This window comes from Rhodococcus sp. 14-2470-1b, from assembly GCF_002259415.1.
In the GTDB taxonomy this organism is placed as follows: Bacteria; Actinomycetota; Actinomycetes; order Mycobacteriales; family Mycobacteriaceae; genus Rhodococcoides.
This window is the reverse complement of sequence record NZ_NPFY01000008.1, coordinates 1-15,662: the sequence shown is the minus strand read 5'-3', so window position 1 is coordinate 15,662 and position 15,662 is coordinate 1. Positions and strand designations below refer to the sequence as shown.

15 protein-coding genes and 1 pseudogene are annotated in these 15,662 nt (G+C 65.0%); 6 read left to right on the top strand and 10 right to left on the bottom strand.

Annotated elements, in window-relative coordinates:
- Nucleotides 1-17 precede the first annotated feature (17 nt).
- Nucleotides 18-1,388 carry an FUSC family protein gene (locus CH293_RS05035; protein WP_094719551.1) on the bottom strand — a complete coding sequence of 457 codons (1,371 nt, stop codon included), beginning with the start codon at nucleotides 1,386-1,388 and terminating at the stop codon, nucleotides 18-20.
- 74 nt (nucleotides 1,389-1,462) lie between these two features.
- Here CH293_RS05035 and CH293_RS05030 point away from each other — a divergent pair, with 74 nt between their 5' ends.
- Complete coding sequence (locus tag CH293_RS05030; RefSeq protein ID WP_037114241.1) at nucleotides 1,463-1,972, top strand: MarR family winged helix-turn-helix transcriptional regulator; 510 nt, start codon at nucleotides 1,463-1,465, stop codon at nucleotides 1,970-1,972.
- Between the two features lie 91 nt (nucleotides 1,973-2,063).
- On the opposite strand, the gene CH293_RS05025 is transcribed toward CH293_RS05030, so the two are convergent.
- Both CH293_RS05025 and CH293_RS05020 read right to left on the bottom strand, forming a co-directional pair.
- A complete protein-coding gene (locus tag CH293_RS05025) occupies nucleotides 2,064-2,675 on the bottom strand; it encodes a lipocalin family protein (protein ID WP_176459913.1) in 612 nt (203 codons plus the stop codon).
- Between the two features lie 5 nt (nucleotides 2,676-2,680).
- On the bottom strand, nucleotides 2,681-4,666 hold the full coding sequence (locus CH293_RS05020; RefSeq protein WP_255122709.1) for an MMPL family transporter: 1,986 nt from the start codon (nucleotides 4,664-4,666) through the stop codon (nucleotides 2,681-2,683).
- A 193-nt stretch (nucleotides 4,667-4,859) separates the two neighbouring features.
- Between CH293_RS05020 and CH293_RS05015 the strand changes: the two genes are divergently transcribed.
- On the top strand, nucleotides 4,860-5,378 hold the full coding sequence (locus tag CH293_RS05015; RefSeq protein ID WP_170945164.1) for a MarR family winged helix-turn-helix transcriptional regulator: 519 nt from the start codon (nucleotides 4,860-4,862) through the stop codon (nucleotides 5,376-5,378).
- Here CH293_RS05015 and CH293_RS05010 read toward each other — a convergent pair.
- Nucleotides 5,375-6,556 carry a zinc-dependent alcohol dehydrogenase gene (locus CH293_RS05010; RefSeq protein ID WP_026347533.1) on the bottom strand — a complete coding sequence of 394 codons (1,182 nt, stop codon included), beginning with the start codon at nucleotides 6,554-6,556 and terminating at the stop codon, nucleotides 5,375-5,377. The genes CH293_RS05015 and CH293_RS05010 overlap by 4 nt on opposite strands.
- Before the next feature lie 243 nt (nucleotides 6,557-6,799).
- Between CH293_RS05010 and CH293_RS05005 the strand changes: the two genes are divergently transcribed.
- Nucleotides 6,800-7,201: an anti-sigma factor antagonist gene (locus tag CH293_RS05005; protein WP_230620978.1), complete on the top strand. Its 402-nt coding sequence runs from the start codon at nucleotides 6,800-6,802 to the stop codon at nucleotides 7,199-7,201.
- Between the two features lie 33 nt (nucleotides 7,202-7,234).
- Here CH293_RS05005 and CH293_RS05000 read toward each other — a convergent pair whose 3' ends face one another.
- The 5 genes from CH293_RS05000 to CH293_RS04980 all read right to left on the bottom strand — a co-directional run bounded on the left by CH293_RS05000 (nucleotide 7,235) and on the right by CH293_RS04980 (nucleotide 12,585).
- A complete protein-coding gene (locus tag CH293_RS05000; RefSeq protein ID WP_094719631.1) occupies nucleotides 7,235-8,863 on the bottom strand; it encodes an NAD(P)/FAD-dependent oxidoreductase in 1,629 nt (542 codons plus the stop codon).
- A 22-nt stretch (nucleotides 8,864-8,885) separates the two neighbouring features.
- A complete protein-coding gene (locus tag CH293_RS04995) occupies nucleotides 8,886-9,536 on the bottom strand; it encodes an ANTAR domain-containing protein (RefSeq protein WP_037114235.1) in 651 nt (216 codons plus the stop codon).
- Between the two features lie 188 nt (nucleotides 9,537-9,724).
- Complete coding sequence (locus CH293_RS04990; RefSeq protein ID WP_037114232.1) at nucleotides 9,725-10,108, bottom strand: universal stress protein; 384 nt, start codon at nucleotides 10,106-10,108, stop codon at nucleotides 9,725-9,727.
- 28 nt (nucleotides 10,109-10,136) lie between these two features.
- Nucleotides 10,137-11,534, bottom strand: coding sequence for a CitMHS family transporter (locus tag CH293_RS04985; protein ID WP_037114228.1), 1,398 nt, complete (start codon nucleotides 11,532-11,534; stop codon nucleotides 10,137-10,139).
- Between the two features lie 55 nt (nucleotides 11,535-11,589).
- Nucleotides 11,590-12,585 (bottom strand): tripartite tricarboxylate transporter substrate binding protein, encoded by a 996-nt coding sequence (locus CH293_RS04980; RefSeq protein WP_255122701.1) that lies wholly within the window; start codon nucleotides 12,583-12,585, stop codon nucleotides 11,590-11,592.
- Between the two features lie 119 nt (nucleotides 12,586-12,704).
- On the opposite strand from CH293_RS04980, the gene CH293_RS04975 reads away from it, so the two are divergent.
- A complete protein-coding gene (locus CH293_RS04975; protein WP_094719547.1) occupies nucleotides 12,705-14,249 on the top strand; it encodes an ATP-binding protein in 1,545 nt (514 codons plus the stop codon).
- Nucleotides 14,250-14,251: 2 nt separating this feature from the next.
- The gene (locus CH293_RS04970) at nucleotides 14,252-14,914 is read left to right on the top strand and encodes a response regulator (RefSeq protein WP_176459912.1); all 663 of its coding nucleotides are present in this window, start codon (nucleotides 14,252-14,254) and stop codon (nucleotides 14,912-14,914) included.
- A 4-nt stretch (nucleotides 14,915-14,918) separates the two neighbouring features.
- Here CH293_RS04970 and CH293_RS04965 read toward each other — a convergent pair whose 3' ends face one another.
- Nucleotides 14,919-15,275 (bottom strand): DUF1801 domain-containing protein, encoded by a 357-nt coding sequence (locus CH293_RS04965; RefSeq protein ID WP_241483954.1) that lies wholly within the window; start codon nucleotides 15,273-15,275, stop codon nucleotides 14,919-14,921.
- 68 nt (nucleotides 15,276-15,343) lie between these two features.
- Between CH293_RS04965 and CH293_RS04960 the strand changes: the two are divergent.
- Nucleotides 15,344-15,662 (top strand): annotated as a pseudogene (locus CH293_RS04960) (hypothetical protein); the annotation flags it as partial.

The following is a 15,662-nucleotide window of genomic DNA, read 5'->3' as shown; positions in this document are numbered from 1 at the left end:
TGCAGCCGGACGGACCGTCACCTCACGTGGTGGCGGTCCGTCCGGTCCACCGTCAGGGCGGCAACGCCGATGCCGATGACCACGCCGACGAGGGTGTCGCCGATCCGGCTGACGGACACCGTGGGGCTCAGATGGCCGGCCAAACCGGTCATGAGCAACGCCATCGGAGTGATCGCGAGCGAGGTCAGAGCGTAGTTCTTCATCACCAGAAGTTCGGCGGCGATCTGCATCGCGACGATCACCACCACGGTCTCCCAGTACCCGAGTGACGAGGCGATGAGCACCGCGGCGATGGCAGCGCCGCCGACGTTTCCGAGCAAACGCTGGATCCCTCGCTGAACCGTGGTTCGGTAATCGATTCCTTGCATGGCAGCCATCGCGCCCATCGTCGCCCACAGGGGATGTTCGAACCCGAGAGCAGTAGCGCACCAGGCAGCGAGAGCCGCCGCGACGGTGATGCGCACGGCGCCCCGCACGATCGGTGTCGATGCCGCCTGGGTCAGGCCTTCGGCGAAGAAATTCCGTGGTTTCGGGTGCACCAGCGCCTCGGCGGAGAGCATGCCTGCCATCGGAACGCGGTAGCGGCGCATTTTGCGCAGGTGCCGTTCGTGGGCCAGAACCTCGGCGGCGTGCGAAGGATCCTCACCGCGGCTCCACGCGTCGAGCACGGCGTCGGCGTCGTCGAGAAGTGTGGTCAGACCGTGCCGATGTTCACGGTCACCGGGATCGAGCGCGACGACGGTCCGCGCGCGGGCGATTGCGGCTCGTGCGCCGGGTGCGTCACGACGGTCCAGTGCGGTCAGGGCCCGGGCGACGGCGAGCTGCGACGGGCCCGTCGGATGCAGGATCGCCGGGGCCATGGACAGTGTCCACCCGACGACCGCGCCGACCGCGACGGACACGAAGACGGGTCCGAGGTCCCCGATGGCGTGCGAGAACCCGACGGCGGCGGTCGCGGCGAAGATGAGAATGACCGCGCCGGGACCGGTGATGGCGAACGCTGTCAACAGCAAGGCCGCCACACCGGCCGCGACGGAGATGGCCAGCACCTGGATGATCGCCGACGTCGTTGCGGCCCCGAGTGCGGCGCCGAGCGTCGCGTACACGACGATGAGCGCCCCGACGAGAGCGATCTTTCCTGCACGTCGGGGATATGGCTCGTATCTGCCGAAGGCCGAGCACAACGCTCCGAGCGCGGCGAAGCCCGCGAGGTCGTGCCGTCCGAGGATGCCGCCTCCGACCAGGACGATCGCCACGGCGAGCCCGACGCGCACGGCGGGTGCGATGGTTGCATCGGCCTTCCCGACGGTCAGTGCCTGGCGCCAGGTGCTGACCGCGACGGCATGGGCGATCGCGGAACGGGTGTGGTCGATTCGGTCGAGAAGCACGGGATCAAGGGTACAGATATTTCACTAGTAAAATAAACCACGAGCCGGTGTGATACTCGCCGTAGGGTGAAGTCATGATTCCGGCGCAGCGATCAGGTGGGGATTTCGTCGACCAGGTCAGACGAGAGTGGACGACCACTTTCCCCGACGTCGACACCTCCGCGATCGAGGTGCTCGCTCGCGTGGGCCGCATCGCGTCGCGGGCAAGTCACCTGCTCGACGCGACGCTTGCTCCCGTCGGGGTCTCGCGCGCCGAATTCGACGTCATGAGCGCGTTGCGACGGGCGGGACGGCCTCTTCGTGCCAGTGAGGTCACATCGGTGACACTTCTCAGTGGGGCGTCGACGACGAAGATCTCCGAGCGACTCGTCAAGGAGGGTCTGGTCGAACGCAAGCGGTTCGAGCGTGATGCCCGGGTCGTTCTTCTCGAATTGACCGACCGAGGAACCGATCTGGTGGATCGGGTGTTTCCCATCCGACTGCAGCGAGACGAGGAACTCCTGGGCGGGCTCGACGAGGACGAACTGCGCACTCTCGCAGCACTTCTGCGTAAGGTCGCGCTGAATGCCGACAAACCTCTGTGAGTGGAGATGTAGCGTCTTCTGGTCGCTCCGCAGGCTCTGCTCCTGGCCCATGGCCTACATCTCCACTCACACAAGGGTTGGACCGTGGGGGTCAGACCGTCGAGAGCGGGCGGATGTCCGTCGCCCCGCCCGCGGTGGGCGAGGTCAGGATGAACGTCGAGTTGTATCCCTTGGACTCGACGACTGCCCGGATTTCACGGAACTTCTCGGTGCTGACCTCGGGAGAACGCGAGAGGATGAAGCCCGACGTACGCAGCGGGTCGCCGACGAGCGCCCACGAGTAGTCGTCCGCGATGTAGGCGACGATGTAGTTGGTCGGCCCTTCCGGATTCTCCTGAATAGGAACGCCCGGGAAGCTCACGTGCAATTGGGCGTTGGTCACCGTGTCGTTCACCCGTGCATTACCGACGATGCGGTTCTGCTCACCTGTCCACGTGGTGCAGGTGTTCTCGACGCGGATGTTGGCCGGATCGATCAACTGGTAGTTGGCCTGGGTGTCGCGCGCGCACTCGAGGTTGAACGGCTGCGGTACCGCAGCGACCTGGTTCCAGGTTCCCAGATAGCGCTCGACGTCCAGCGACGGAATCGGGGTCAGTGGCTGCCATCCCGCCGATCCCGTGTCGGGCGCCGCCTGGGCCGGGCTGCCCACGAGGGCGAGTCCTGCCACGCAGGCTGCTGCAGCGATCGAAACACGTACCTTCATGAATCTCACTCCTTTGTTCCCACCAGTTCGGTTCTGCTGGAATCGATTCGGTTCGGCCACCATATCCCCGGGCCGACAAGGGTGAACAGTGCCGGTATGACCAGCGTGCGCACGACGAACGTGTCGAGAAGGATGCCGAACCCGACGATGATGCCCAACTGCGTCAGCGTGATCAGCGGTAGCACGCCGAGGACGCAGAACACAGCGGCCAACACGATGCCGGCGCTGGTGATGACTCCACCTGTCGCGCCGACGGCTCGAACGATGGCCGAGCGCGTGCCGTGACCTGGAACTTCCTCGCGCGTGCGAGTGACGAGGAAGATCGTGTAGTCCACACCGAGCGCGACAAGGAAGAGGAACGCGTACAGCGGGACGTTGTCGTCGAGCGCCGGGAATCCGAACACGCTGCTGCTGAACCAACTTCCGACGCCGAGCGCGGCCAGAGCGCTGAGCACCGTCGTGCCGACGAGTATCAACGGCGCGATCAACGAGCGCAGCAGTGCGATCAGCACGACGAGTACGACGATCAGGATGGCTGGAACGACCACGAGTCGGTCGCGTGCGGCGGCGTCGGATGTGTCGAGGGCCTGTGCGTCGCTGCCGCCCACCAGGGCGTCGGGGATGTCGGAGAAGGCAGCACGCAGTTCCTCGACAGCTGCGAACGCGTCGTCCGAGGCAGGAGCTGCGTCGGTGACGACGGACCACTGAGTCAGGCCGGTCCCGGAATCCGCTCCGCGCGTGAACGAGTCGACGGAGGTGACCCCGTCCAGGGCGGTCTCGATGCGATCGGCGGATTCGGTGGGTGCGACGACGGTCGTCGGATCGGCCAGTCCGGCCGGGAAATGTTCCGAGAGAGTGTCGAAACCTTCGACGGACTCGGCGGTGACGCGGAACTGCTCGGTCTGTGACAGGCCGATTCCGGTGCCGAACAGGGCCGCGGCGCAGGCGATCAGCGCGACGAGTGTGACGGATGCAGTACGCGTCGGGTGGCGTGAGACGGCCGCAGCGACCGAGTGCCAGGCACCCGTCGTCGCGGTGTCCTTGTCCTCGCCCTTGGGGATGAACGGCCAGAACAATTTCGGCCCGCACAACGCGAGCAGCGGCGGTAGGACGACAAGAACGAACACGGCCGCCACCACGAGGCCCGCGGCAGCGAGAGCACCCAGGCTGCGGGTGCTGGGCAGGATCGCGAGCAACAACGTCAGCAGCGCGAGGACAACGGTGGCGTTGCTGGCGAGAATGGCGGGCCCGGCGTGTCGAACGGCATGCCGCAGCGCCTCGCGGTGGTCGTCGCGGGTGCGCAGTTCCTCTCGATATCGCGAGATGAGAAGGAGTGCGTAGTTGGTACCCGCGCCGAAGACGAGCACGCTGGTGATGCCGGATGTCGACCCGTCGAACGACAGGCCGGTCAGTTCGGCCAGAGCGGTGCCCACCGAGGTGGCGACGCGGTCGCCGAGCCCGATGACCAGCAGTGGAACGAGCCACAGGATGGGGGAGCGGTAGGTCACGATGAGCAGGATCGCGACGACGAGTGCGGTGACGGCCAACAGGGTGAAGTTGGCGCCGGAGAAGGAGTTCGCGATGTCGGCGCCGAATGCGGGCCCGCCGGTGAGCTGCGCCTCGAGGTCCGAGGGAAGCCCGTCGACCGCCTTGTCGCGGAGCGAGGTGACGGTGTCGTTCAGGTCGAAGCCGGACAAGGAGCTGTCCACCTGCACGATGCCGAGGGTGGCTTTGCCGTCCGGCGCAGGTACCAGCGGTGACGCGGTGTCCGATGACGCGGTGTCCGACAGGCGTGCGAGGGCCTGAGCGGCGGCATCGGTGTCGGCCGGGGTCAGGACACCGTCGTCGATGCGGCTCACCACGAGGATGACCGGCGCGGTCTCCGACCCGGGGAATTGGTCGAGTAGTTCGGTGACCTGCGCGGAATCCGCTTCGGGTGGCACCGAGGAAGGGGCTTGCCCGGCTGAGTCGTTTTCACCCACGAGGCCCATGAAGGCGACGGAGAGAACGATCACGGCAAGCGACAGGGCCCACGAGCGTCGTGAGCTGACAATTCGGGCAAAACGAGTCCAGAAGTCCACCGGCCAACAATCTCATTAACTTAACAATTAAGCAACTGAGAGAACTTGCGCGTCTTCAGCGCGATAGTGTTGCCCAGGACCCGATGGAACGAAACCGAAGAAAGTGAACCCCGTGCCCGACCGCAGTACATCCGAGCGACGTGCATCCGAACGACGCGCGGAACTGGAGTCGATGATCTCGTCGGACGTTCGCGCCCTGTCGTCGGTGTCCGAGGAGATCGGCCGAGCGTTCGGGGCGCAACATGAGCTGCGGCCCAATGACTTTCGTGCCCTGCTGCTCATCATGGTCGCCGATGTCGAGGGGCAGCCGCTCACCGCGGGCGAGCTCGGCGGCCGGCTCGGACTGTCCTCTGCGGCCATGACGTATCTCGTCGAACGCATGATCTCGTCGGGACACATCCGGCGGGAAAAAGATGCGCACGACCGCCGCAAGGTGATCCTCCGGTACGACGAGCACGGCATGGAAGTCGCGCGCGGATTCTTCGGACCACTGGGGATCAAGACGTCGGCCGCCTTGGCCGACCTTCCCGACGGAGATCTGGCTGCCGCGCACCGGGTGTTCGCCGTGCTGATCGACGCCATGCGCGATCACCACGACGAACTACACGCCGGGCAGAACTAGGGCTTCAGCAGCACCTTCACGGCTCCGTCCTGCTTCTTCTGGAAGATCTCGTAGGCGTGCGGCGCCTGGTCGAGGGGCAATGTGTGGGTGGCGAAATCGTCGACGCCCAGCGGATCGTCGTCGGTCAGGAGCGGCAGGATGTCGTCGACCCACCGCAGCACGTTCGCTTGGCCCATGTGCAGCCGAATCTGCTTGTCGAACAACGTGAGCATCGGCAGCGGGTCCGCCATACCGCCGTACACGCCGCTCAGCGAGATGGTGCCGCCCCGTCGGACGATGTCGATGGCACTGTAGAACGCGCCGAGACGGTCCACGCCCGCCTTCTGCATCATCGGTCCGGCGATCGCGTCGGGGAGCAGAGACGTCACACTCTGGGCCAACTTCGCCACGGGAGACCCGTGTGCCTCCATGCCGACCGCGTCGACGACGGAGTCGGTACCGCGACCGTCGGTGAGGTCGCGGATGGCGTCGGCAAGATCGCCGCCCAGATCGTCGAAGTTCAATACCTCGATTCCGCGGTCCGCGGCACGCTGGAGCCGCTCCGGGACTCGGTCGACGCCGATGACTCGGTGACCACGGTGATGCGCGATGCGGGCCGCCATGTCGCCGATGGGGCCGAGTCCGAGCACCGTGACCGAACCTCCGTCGGGAATGTCGGCGTATTCCACCGCCTGCCACGCTGTGGGGAGCACGTCGGACAGGTAGACGAACCGTGAGTCGTCCGGCCCGACGGGAACCTTGATGTGCGTGTTCTGCGCTTGCGGAATCCGAAGATACTCGGCTTGACCACCGGGAACTTGGCCGTACAGGCTCGAGTATCCGAACAAGGCGGCACCCATTCCCTGGTCGCGGACCTGCGTGGTCTCGCACTGGGTGTACAGACTCGAATTGCACATGTAGCAGTGACCGCACGAGATCTGGAACGGAACGACCACCCGGTCGCCGACCTTCAGATCGCCGACATCCGGCCCCACCTCCTCGACGATCCCCATGGGTTCGTGCCCCAGGATGTCGCCCTCGGACATGAACGCACCGAGCACTTCGTACAGGTGAAGGTCCGATCCGCAGATGTTCGTGGTGGTCACCTTGATGATCGCATCGGTGGGTTCCTCGATCCTCGGATCAGGCACGGTGTCGACGCTTACCTTGCGCTTTCCTTGGTATGTAACAGCTTTCATGTTCGGTCCTCGCTAGGTCGGAGACGGTCGAGCTCATGTCTCGGGTGCCCTGGGTAGGACGAGCCGAAACGCGGGTGTACGGGAAGCCCCCGGTGCCGTAGGGTTGGACGCGGTTGAGATAACAGCCGTTGTCGGAGGAGACTCCACGGGATAGCCCGGCGGCTTGTTCGGATGTGTGGCCGGCTCCGGTCACCCGCATCAGCTCGCTCAGTTTCCTCCCGATCGATCAACGATGGGATGGCTATGACTGTTACTCCACACGGTTTGAACGACGAAGGAACTACCCGGCCGCATGCTGCCACCGAAACTTCGGTCTCGGTTGCCGCGACAGGTGCCATTTTCAGCGCCTCCGCGGCCGGATCCAACTCTCTCGTCGTCAAAGTTCACGGCGACATCGATATGCGTAGCGCACCGATTCTGACGGATTTCGTTCTCAGTCGGGTCACCCCCGACGTCAGGATGATTCTCGATCTGTCGGATGTGGACTTCTTCGCAATCGCCGGATTGACGATCTTCACAGCACTGGACGAGGCACGCCTGGACTGGTGCCTGGTCGAGGGGTACGCGGTGCACAGGTTGCTGCAGGCAGCAGCCGTCGTTCCCACGGCCCAGAGGTTCGACTCGGTCGAGAACGCGGTCCACTGACCGCCCGCTAGCAGATTCATGTAGGCACGCACTTCATCTGGTGACCAGCTCCAACAGGGAGCTGGTCACTTTTTTGCGTACAGGGCCGAGCAGGCCCGTCTGTCCAAGGGCAGCGCGAGCTGCGTTCATCCCGGCTGCGCCGTGCACCCCGCCACCGGGATGAGCGGACGAACTTCCCAGGAACAGCCCTTCGACGGGCGTCTCCGCCCGCCCCAGACCCGGCGTCGGCCGGAAGATCAGTTGCTGTTGCAGTTGCGCGGTCCCGCCGTTGACCGCACCGCCGAACAGGTTGGTGTTCTCGGTCGCCAGATCGGACGGGCGTTGAACGACCTCGCCGACGATCGATCCGCTGAAACCGGGTGCGTGTTCCTCCAGTACCGTCCGCACCCGAGCCGCGATGGTGTCGGCCGACGCGTCGTCGGTGACTCCGCGGGGAAGGTGCGTGTACGCCCATGCGCTCTCGGTCCCCGCCGGTGACCGAGAAGGATCCGCGGTGGTCATCTGGCCGAACAGCATGAACGGGCGCTTGGGCAACACGTTGACCGACAGGTCCGTGGTCCACCGCAGCAGCCCGTCCTCGTCCGCACCCAAGTGGACGGTCCCCGCGTCGGACAGACTCTTCGATCGCCACGGAATCGGACGGTCGAGCGCGTAGTTGACCTTCACCACCGGGGTGTCCCATTCGAACTTCGCCAGGTCGTCGTGCATGCGCTGCGGAATGGCGTCGTGCGGGAGGAGGTCCTGGTAGAGCATCGGCGCCGAGACGTCGGCGACGATCGCCTTACGGGCCAGGACTACGTCGCCCGACGCGGTGCGAACCCCGGTGGCCCGGCCGTTCGACGTGATCACCGACACCACGGGGGTGCCGCACCGGAGCTCGGCGGACCCGGCCCGACGAACCAGGGCGGCCGTCAGCTCGCCGGCTCCGCCGACCGGAACGGGGTAGCCGACGTCCTGAGCCATCATCGTCAGCAGATACCCCATCGCGCCGCTGACCGACGCATCCAGGGGTGCGTCTCCGTGCATCGCGTTGCCCAGCAACAGGCACCGGGCCGCGGAACTGCGGAACGTCTCGTGTGCCATCGCACGTGCAGGCAACGCCATGAACCGCGCGAACCTCAGCGTCCCCGCGGGACCGAGCTTCCTCGACAGAGACACGCCGGCCTTGACGGGCGGAAACGGCGTGAAGAACGCGTCGAGCAGCGGTTTCTTGATCTTCTGCCACTGCTCGAACAATGCGAACCACGCATCGCCGTCACGACGGTCGTGCTCGCTCAGTGCGGCTGCAGTATCGGCGACGTTCCGCAGAACCGTCGGCGCATCCTCGTCGGCGGACGACCGAGCGTGGCCGTACGCCGCAGGCGATCGGGACCACCTCAACCCGTGGTCCTCCAACCCCAGCGCCGTCATCGCCGGAGACGACGCGCCGAGTGGATAGAACGCACTGAACAGGTCGCTGGTGAAGCCGGGAACCAGTTCGGCGCTGCGTACCGCGCCGCCGGGAGCGGACGCCGCCTCGACGATCACCACGTCCCAACCCGCGTCGGCAAGTGCGGCGGCGGCGACGAGGCCGTTGTGGCCTGCGCCGATGACAACGGCATCGGCAGTGGTGGTGGTGCTCATCCGGGAGGCGACCTTTCGCGAGAGTGCTGCCGGGTGCATGCCCCGCACGGGCGAGAGTCAATCAGGACTGGTCGCGGCCGACCGATTCGACGATGCGGTGAGCCAGGGTGTGCAGCTTGACGTTCTCGTTCTGCGATTGCAGCGACAGTACCTCGAAGGCGTCGTCCGCAGCGATGCCCCGGATCGCCATCACGATCCCCTTGGCCTGCTCGATCGTCGCTCGTGTGCGCATCGCCTCACGAAGTCCCGTGAGTTCGCGCTGCGCCTCGCTCGCACGTCGCGAGTTCCAGATGGCGCTCTCGACCGCGGTGACGAACACCTTGATCAGTATCTCGTCCGTCTCGGTGAACGTGTGGTCGGTCAAGCTGTAGACCTCGAGGGCGCCGATCTGCGTCGTGTCGACCGAAATTGGCGCAGACAGCGACATCGGCGCCGACAGGCAGCCCGGCGCATCGAACTCGAGAACACGAGGGTCCGTGTACGCGACCGTCTTCGGAGTTCCTGTCGACTCGTCCACGAGTGTGACGCCAGCCATGTCGGCACCCAGCACGGTGTCGACGACCTGGGTGCACACGCTGTGCAGCAGTGTCTCGACCTGAGCGTGCGACAGCAGGAGGTTGCGGAACGATTCGAGCCCCGGCTCGAAGGAGCCGTCGTCGCCCGCGCGCACGTCGCCTTCACGCGAGTAATCGACTCGCGGCGTCTCTTTCATGTCATCACCACACTCTTCGAGCGCACTTGCAGTGCCCTTGGATTGCCGGCGATGACTTCACCGAATGAGACTGGAAATATTACGACAACACCCGTCGGACTTCACGCACCAGGTCACCGTTGTGCAGTCCTGTCACACGCGAAAGGACGGACCCGCGTGTCGGATCCGCCCCTTCGGTGGTGAACGTGTTATCGGGATTTGACCAACAGGATCTCCACCGGTATCTCCAGCAGCAATCGCTGGACCGTCTGCCCCATCAGGAATTTCCCGACGGCGCTGCGGTGACGTGACCCGATGACCACGAGCTCCGCGTCCACCTTGTCGACGAGTGCAAGCAACGTGGACGTCGAATCGGGATCCGGGGCCCCGACCTCGACCCGTGCACCGGGTGCCAGAGCGTGCACCGCGGTTTCGACCGCGGCAACTTCCTGCGCCTGCGCACGTGGTTCCGGCGAACCCGACAGTGCGTGAATCACAACGAGTTCGGTTCCTCTGGACTGCGCCTCACGTACACCGGCGGTGAGTGCGCTTCTTCCCTCGTCGGACTGATTGTGAACTACTACGACGGACATGTGCTTGACCTTTCGGGTACGTGGGGGATCAGCCGAACGGGATCTGGCCGAGGGCAACACCGACGACGAGCATGGTCAGGGAGATGACCGCTGCGCGCCACAGAACCTTGCGGTGATGGTCGGCGAGCGATACACCGGCGAGGGTCACGAGAAGCAGGATGGCGGGGACGAGAGGGCTCTGCAGGTGGAATGCCTGACCGGTGATCGACGCACGCGCCATCTCGACGGGCTCGATTCCGTACTGCGCAGCGGTTTCGCTGAGAACCGGCAGGATGCCGAAGTAGAACGCGTCGTTGGTCATGAAGAACGTGAACGGAAGGGACAGAACGCCGGTGATGACGGCGAGGTACGGACCCATACCCGCCGGAATGACGTTGAGCAGCCACTCGGCCATGGCCTCGACCATGCCCGTTCCCTGGAACACGCCGGTGAGGATCGCTGCAGCGAGAACCATGGCGACGACGGACACGATCGACGACGAGTGCCGCGCGATGGCCTCGCCCTGCTCCTTGACCTTCGGGAAATTCACGGCGAGCGCGATCGACGCTGCGATCATGAAGAGCACCGGGATGGGGAGGATGTCCATGACGAGGACAACCAGCAACGCGACGGTCAGAGCGGCGTTGAACCACAACAACTTCGGACGCAGCGTGTCGCGATTGGGATCGAGGCCGTCGATGAACTGACCGGCGCCGCCGTCGTGATCACTGCCAGTGCCTGCCGATCCGCCGGTGTTCTTGGAGCCACCGGTCTTCTTGGACCCGGTGCCAGTGGAGCCGCCTGCGTGAACCAGCTCGGATTCGTAGACCAACTTGCCGATTCGTTTACGCTCCATCAGCCCGAGGTGCACCGAGAACAGCAGCACGATGACCAATCCGGCGATCAACGAGGGAACCATCGGCACGAAGACCTCCGAAGGCGAGATGCCGAGCGCCGACGCTGCACGCACGGTGGGTCCGCCCCACGGGATGATGTTCATGGTTCCGTTGGCCAGACCGGCAACGACCGTCAAGATCACCGGGCTCACACCGAGTTTCAGGTACAGAGGCAGCATCGCGGAGGTGACGATGATGAACGTCGTCGACCCGTCACCGTCGAGGGACACGACCATCGCCAGAACGGCAGTACCGACGACGAGCCTCATCGGGTCGTTCCTGACGAGCTTCAGAATGCCCTTCACCAGTGGATCGAACAGGCCGACGTCGATCATGATCCCGAAGAAGATGATCGCGAAGAACAGCAGGGCAGCCGTCGGGGCGAGCGACTTGATGCCGTCGGTGATCATGTCGCCGATCCCGAGTCCCGCACCGGCCATGAGGCCGAACGCAACCGGCACCAACGTCAGCGCCACGACCGGGGTCGCGCGCTTGGTCAGGATCAGATACATGAAGACGGCAACCATGAGGAAGCCCAGTATCACGAGCATGGGTGTACTCCTTTGTGCGAGCAGGGTGAAACGTGGTGTCGGGTGAATCCGAACGTCAGGGGGTGACGGTCAGCGTCTCGTGGACGAATCGAGCTTGTTCGCCCAAGAAATCGGCGAAGTCGGAGCCGGTCAGTATCGAACTGCGCCAGCCGTTTCGGGTGAGGATGTCCTGCCATTGGCCGGACGTGTCGAGATCACGGATGCGGTCGGTCCACGTCGTCGCCTGGTCCGGCGTGATGCCCGGCGGCGCGAGCAGGCCTCGCCAGTTGGCGAAGACGACGTCGACCCCGGCCTCGCGTGCGGTCGGCGCGTCCACCACCGGCACGCGTTCGTCGGTGCTGATGGCAAGTGCCCGCACGGTTCCGGCCGAAATCTGGTCGAGATACTCGCTGACGCCGGTCGTCGCGACGTCGACGTCACCGGTCAGTAGCGCCGGAAGCAGCTGCCCGCCACCTTCGTACTGTCGATACGTCGACGCCGACGGGTCGACGCCGATGGCCCGAGCAAGAAGGATCCGGAACAGACCGTCGGGCCCGCCCTCGGCGGAACCACCGGCAAAACTGAGCGCCGACGGGTCGGCGCGCCACGAGTCGACCAGATCGTTCATCGTCCGAAGCGGCGAGTTCGCCGGAACCAGAACCACTTCCGGTTCCTCCAGCAGCTTGGCGACGGGCGTGGCCTCGGACAGCGAGTTGTCGGACTCCGTCGTCTCCAGTGCGCCGATCAGACCCAGGCCCATGACCATCGCGAGGTCGGGATTTCCGCGCTCGAGAGTCAACCGGCCCAGGCCGACGATGCCACCCGATCCGGGCAACACCACGACGTCGTAATCGGGGTCGGTGCTGCCGGGGGTGCCGCTGCCCAGAGCTTGGGTGAGATTTCGGGCCGTCAGGTCGTATCCGCCACCTGCATCCGACGGCACGACCAATTGGACCCGGGGAGTGCCGTTCGCGCCGGCGAACACCGCCGGTTCGGAACTGCATGCGCCCACGAGAACGGCAACCGCGACGCACACGGCGCTGGTTGCTGATCGAACTCTCGTAGTAGGCACCATGGAAGTGAACAACACTTTGTGACTGCGGTCACCCTTGCGATCACAGTTTCTTTTGTGTCCATTGTGGTCGCGCCGAACTGCGCTCCACTCTCCGGGCTGCGCAGTAGGGTCTCTTGGTGCGCAGAACCACGCTGGCGGCCCAGTTGCTGAGGTTGCAGCTGCTGATCGTCGTGGTCGTTCTGGTCGCCATCGGCGGCCTGTCGCTCGCCCAATCGTCGACCGCGTTCCAACGAGACGCAGGCCGCCGCGCACAGTCTGCGGCCGAAACTCTCGCGGCGAACCCCGTCGTCCGTCAGCTGTTGCCGTCGGCCCAGCCTCGTATCCGAACCGGTCTGCAGAGCGCAGTCGAATCCGTTCGCGCAGTCTCCAGCCTCGACTACGCGGCACTCTCGGGCGTCGACGGAGTGGTGGTGTTGTCCACCGTTCCCGAACAAGTCGGGACGACCGTGCAGACCGGTGCGGACGGATCGAGGGTCGGGCTCACCGACACGGCGGCGGGTAGAGCCGTCGAAGCGCGGGTACCGGTGCTCGACGACTCGGGAACACTCGTGGGAACGGCCGTCGTCGGCGACCGATATCCCTCGGCCGTGGACCGGTTCCTGCAATCGGCACCCAATCTGATCGTCTACCTGGCGGTCGCGTCGGTGCTGGGCGGGCTGGGTTCGGTACTGCTCGCGCGGAGAGTCAAGCGACAGACCCTCGGCATGGAGGCCAGCGAGATCCTGGACCTCGTCGGACAGCGAGAAGCGATGCTGCGGGGACTCAAGGAAGGCGTCATCGCCCTCGACCCGAACGGCCGCGTCGTGCTGATGAGCGAGAGTGCGCACGAGTTGCTGCACATCGAATACGGAAGCAAGGGCGCAACCGTCGACGAGCTCGGCGTCACCGGTCGGCTTCGCGACGTCCTTCTCGGAACCGTGGAGACCTCCGACGAGATCGTGCTGGTCGGCGATCGAGTCCTGGTCCTGAACACGGTCCCCGTCGTCGCCGACGGCAAAGCGGTGGGAACGGTCACGACCTTCCGTGACCGCACCGAACTGACCGACGTCGAGGAGGAACTCGGAGTCACCAAGACCAGTTCGACGGCGCTGCGTGAACACATCCACGAATTCGACAACCAGCTGCACACCATTTCCGGACTGGTTCAACTGCACGAATACGACGAGGTGGTGCGCTACGTGGACGGACTCACCGCGCGCCGTGAGGATGCGACGTCGGTGGTCACCGATTCCGTCGCCGACGTCAGTGTCGCTGCGCTCCTGATCGCGAAAATCGGTGCTGCCGCGCATCGTTCGGTGACCGTCGACATCGTCGAGGGATCTGCTCTTCGATCGCACGGGGGAGCGTTGTCCCGAGATCTCTGCACTGTCCTCGGCAACCTCGTCGACAATGCCGTGGCGGCATCGAGTGGACGGGTACGGATCGCGTTGCACGAGAACGGCGGTGACATCGTAATCGAGGTGTTCGACGACGGACCGGGCGTCGACGCGTCGGACACCACGAAAATCTTCGAACAAGGCTGGAGCACGAAAGGGGCAGTGTCGACCGGTCATGGCTTCGGTCTCGCGCTGGTCCGGCTTGCCTGCAGGCGTCGGGGCGGCGACGTGACCGTCGGAAAGGACGGCGAGTGGACGGTGTTCCGCGCGATGATGAAGGAGTGAGTGTGATTCGGGTTCTTGTCGTCGACGACGACTTCATGGTCGCCAAGGTGCATTCGGGGTTCGTCGGGAAGGTCGACGGCTTCGAGGTCTGCGGCGTCGCCCACACGTCCGAGTCCGCGATCGACGCAGTGTCCACTCTCCGTCCGGACCTCGTGCTGCTCGACGTGCACCTGCCCGGTGCCAGCGGCCTGGACCTCATCGGGTCGTTCCGAGAGTTGGTGCCGGACCTCGACATTCTCGTCATCACCAGCGAACGAGAAGTCGCGTCCGTGCAGAAAGCGCTCCGGAGCGGCGTCGTGCATTACCTGATCAAGCCGTTCAAGTTCTCCGTGCTGCAGGCGCGGCTGGAGCAGTACCGAACCACGCGGCAAACCCTCGGGTCCTCGGCGGAGGCCGAACAGGCTGCCGTCGACAAAGCTTTCGGTATCAGTGGATCCGGCCAGGACCTTCCCAAAGGTTTGAGTCGCGTCACGCTGGATCTGGTCGAACTCAGGCTTCGTGACGTGGAAGGACCGGTGTCGGCCACCGAGATGTCCGAGCGAGCGGGGATCTCCCGATCCAGCGCTCGGCGGTATCTCGAATACCTCGCGGGTATCGGGCGCGTCGAGGTGTCCCTGGACTACGGGAACGTCGGACGGCCCGAAAGGCTCTATCTACGTAAATAATTCATCACTCGACTGCCCGTCGAACGATGGCTGCGATCTTCTTCTCCGTCGCGTCGTCGAGCTCCGTCACAAACCATCCCGACGGCATCAACAGGTCGTCCGCATCGTCCGGCACGGACACGTTCGCCTTCTCCGACAACCCGAATGCAATGTATTTCTCGGCGATGAAGTGGCAGAGAATCGGGCCCTTCCCTTTCGCGTATCCGGGCATTCCGTAGAACAACCGAGGTTGCAACTCCGGCGCGGCAGCCAGGATCACCTCGTGCAGCCTGCGCCCGACGGAGTCGTACGGTGCGGGGTAGGAGGCGATCTTCTCCAGTACTGCAGCGGTTGGGTCCTGTGTCGATTTCTTGGCTGGCATGCACGTCATCATTCCCCACTTCGGCAGTGTTTTCGCTTGTGTCGGACCCTCTCGGTATATTCGAAAGTATGTTCGATACTGGGGTTTCGGCGGGGTACGACGGTACCGGGGTCGGTACGGCGGGGTCGAGTACTGCGTGCGTGGCCGGGTTGGCAGGTTATGCCGCGGTGTGCCGGGTGCGGGAGAACATCGCCCGCGCCAGGACGGTGGAGGCGGTGTGCGAGATCGCCGACATCCGCCTCGCCGACGCCGACACCGCCGACACCACCGGCATCGGTGGTGATCCGTCGACTGTTCTGGCGCAGGTGGTCACCGAGGTGGCGGTGTCGCTGGGTCTGTCGCAGAGCGCCGCGCGGCCGTTGTTGAGCGTCGGGCAGGAGTTGTCGC

What these genes read in the sequence shown, in the direction of transcription:
- CH293_RS05030 (WP_037114241.1), top strand. Translation starts at nt 1,463, where the DNA reads ATGATTCCGGCGCAGCGATCAGGTGGGGATTTCGTCGACCAGGTCAGA.
- CH293_RS05025 (WP_176459913.1), bottom strand. Translation starts at nt 2,675, where the DNA reads ATGAAGGTACGTGTTTCGATCGCTGCAGCAGCCTGCGTGGCAGGACTC.
- CH293_RS05020 (WP_255122709.1), bottom strand. Translation starts at nt 4,666, where the DNA reads ATGGGCCTCGTGGGTGAAAACGACTCAGCCGGGCAAGCCCCTTCCTCG.
- CH293_RS05010 (WP_026347533.1), bottom strand. Translation starts at nt 6,556, where the DNA reads ATGAAAGCTGTTACATACCAAGGAAAGCGCAAGGTAAGCGTCGACACC.
- CH293_RS05005 (WP_230620978.1), top strand. Translation starts at nt 6,800, where the DNA reads ATGACTGTTACTCCACACGGTTTGAACGACGAAGGAACTACCCGGCCG.
- CH293_RS05000 (WP_094719631.1), bottom strand. Translation starts at nt 8,863, where the DNA reads ATGCACCCGGCAGCACTCTCGCGAAAGGTCGCCTCCCGGATGAGCACC.
- CH293_RS04995 (WP_037114235.1), bottom strand. Translation starts at nt 9,536, where the DNA reads ATGAAAGAGACGCCGCGAGTCGATTACTCGCGTGAAGGCGACGTGCGC.
- CH293_RS04990 (WP_037114232.1), bottom strand. Translation starts at nt 10,108, where the DNA reads ATGTCCGTCGTAGTAGTTCACAATCAGTCCGACGAGGGAAGAAGCGCA.
- CH293_RS04985 (WP_037114228.1), bottom strand. Translation starts at nt 11,534, where the DNA reads ATGCTCGTGATACTGGGCTTCCTCATGGTTGCCGTCTTCATGTATCTG.
- CH293_RS04965 (WP_241483954.1), bottom strand. Translation starts at nt 15,275, where the DNA reads ATGCCAGCCAAGAAATCGACACAGGACCCAACCGCTGCAGTACTGGAG.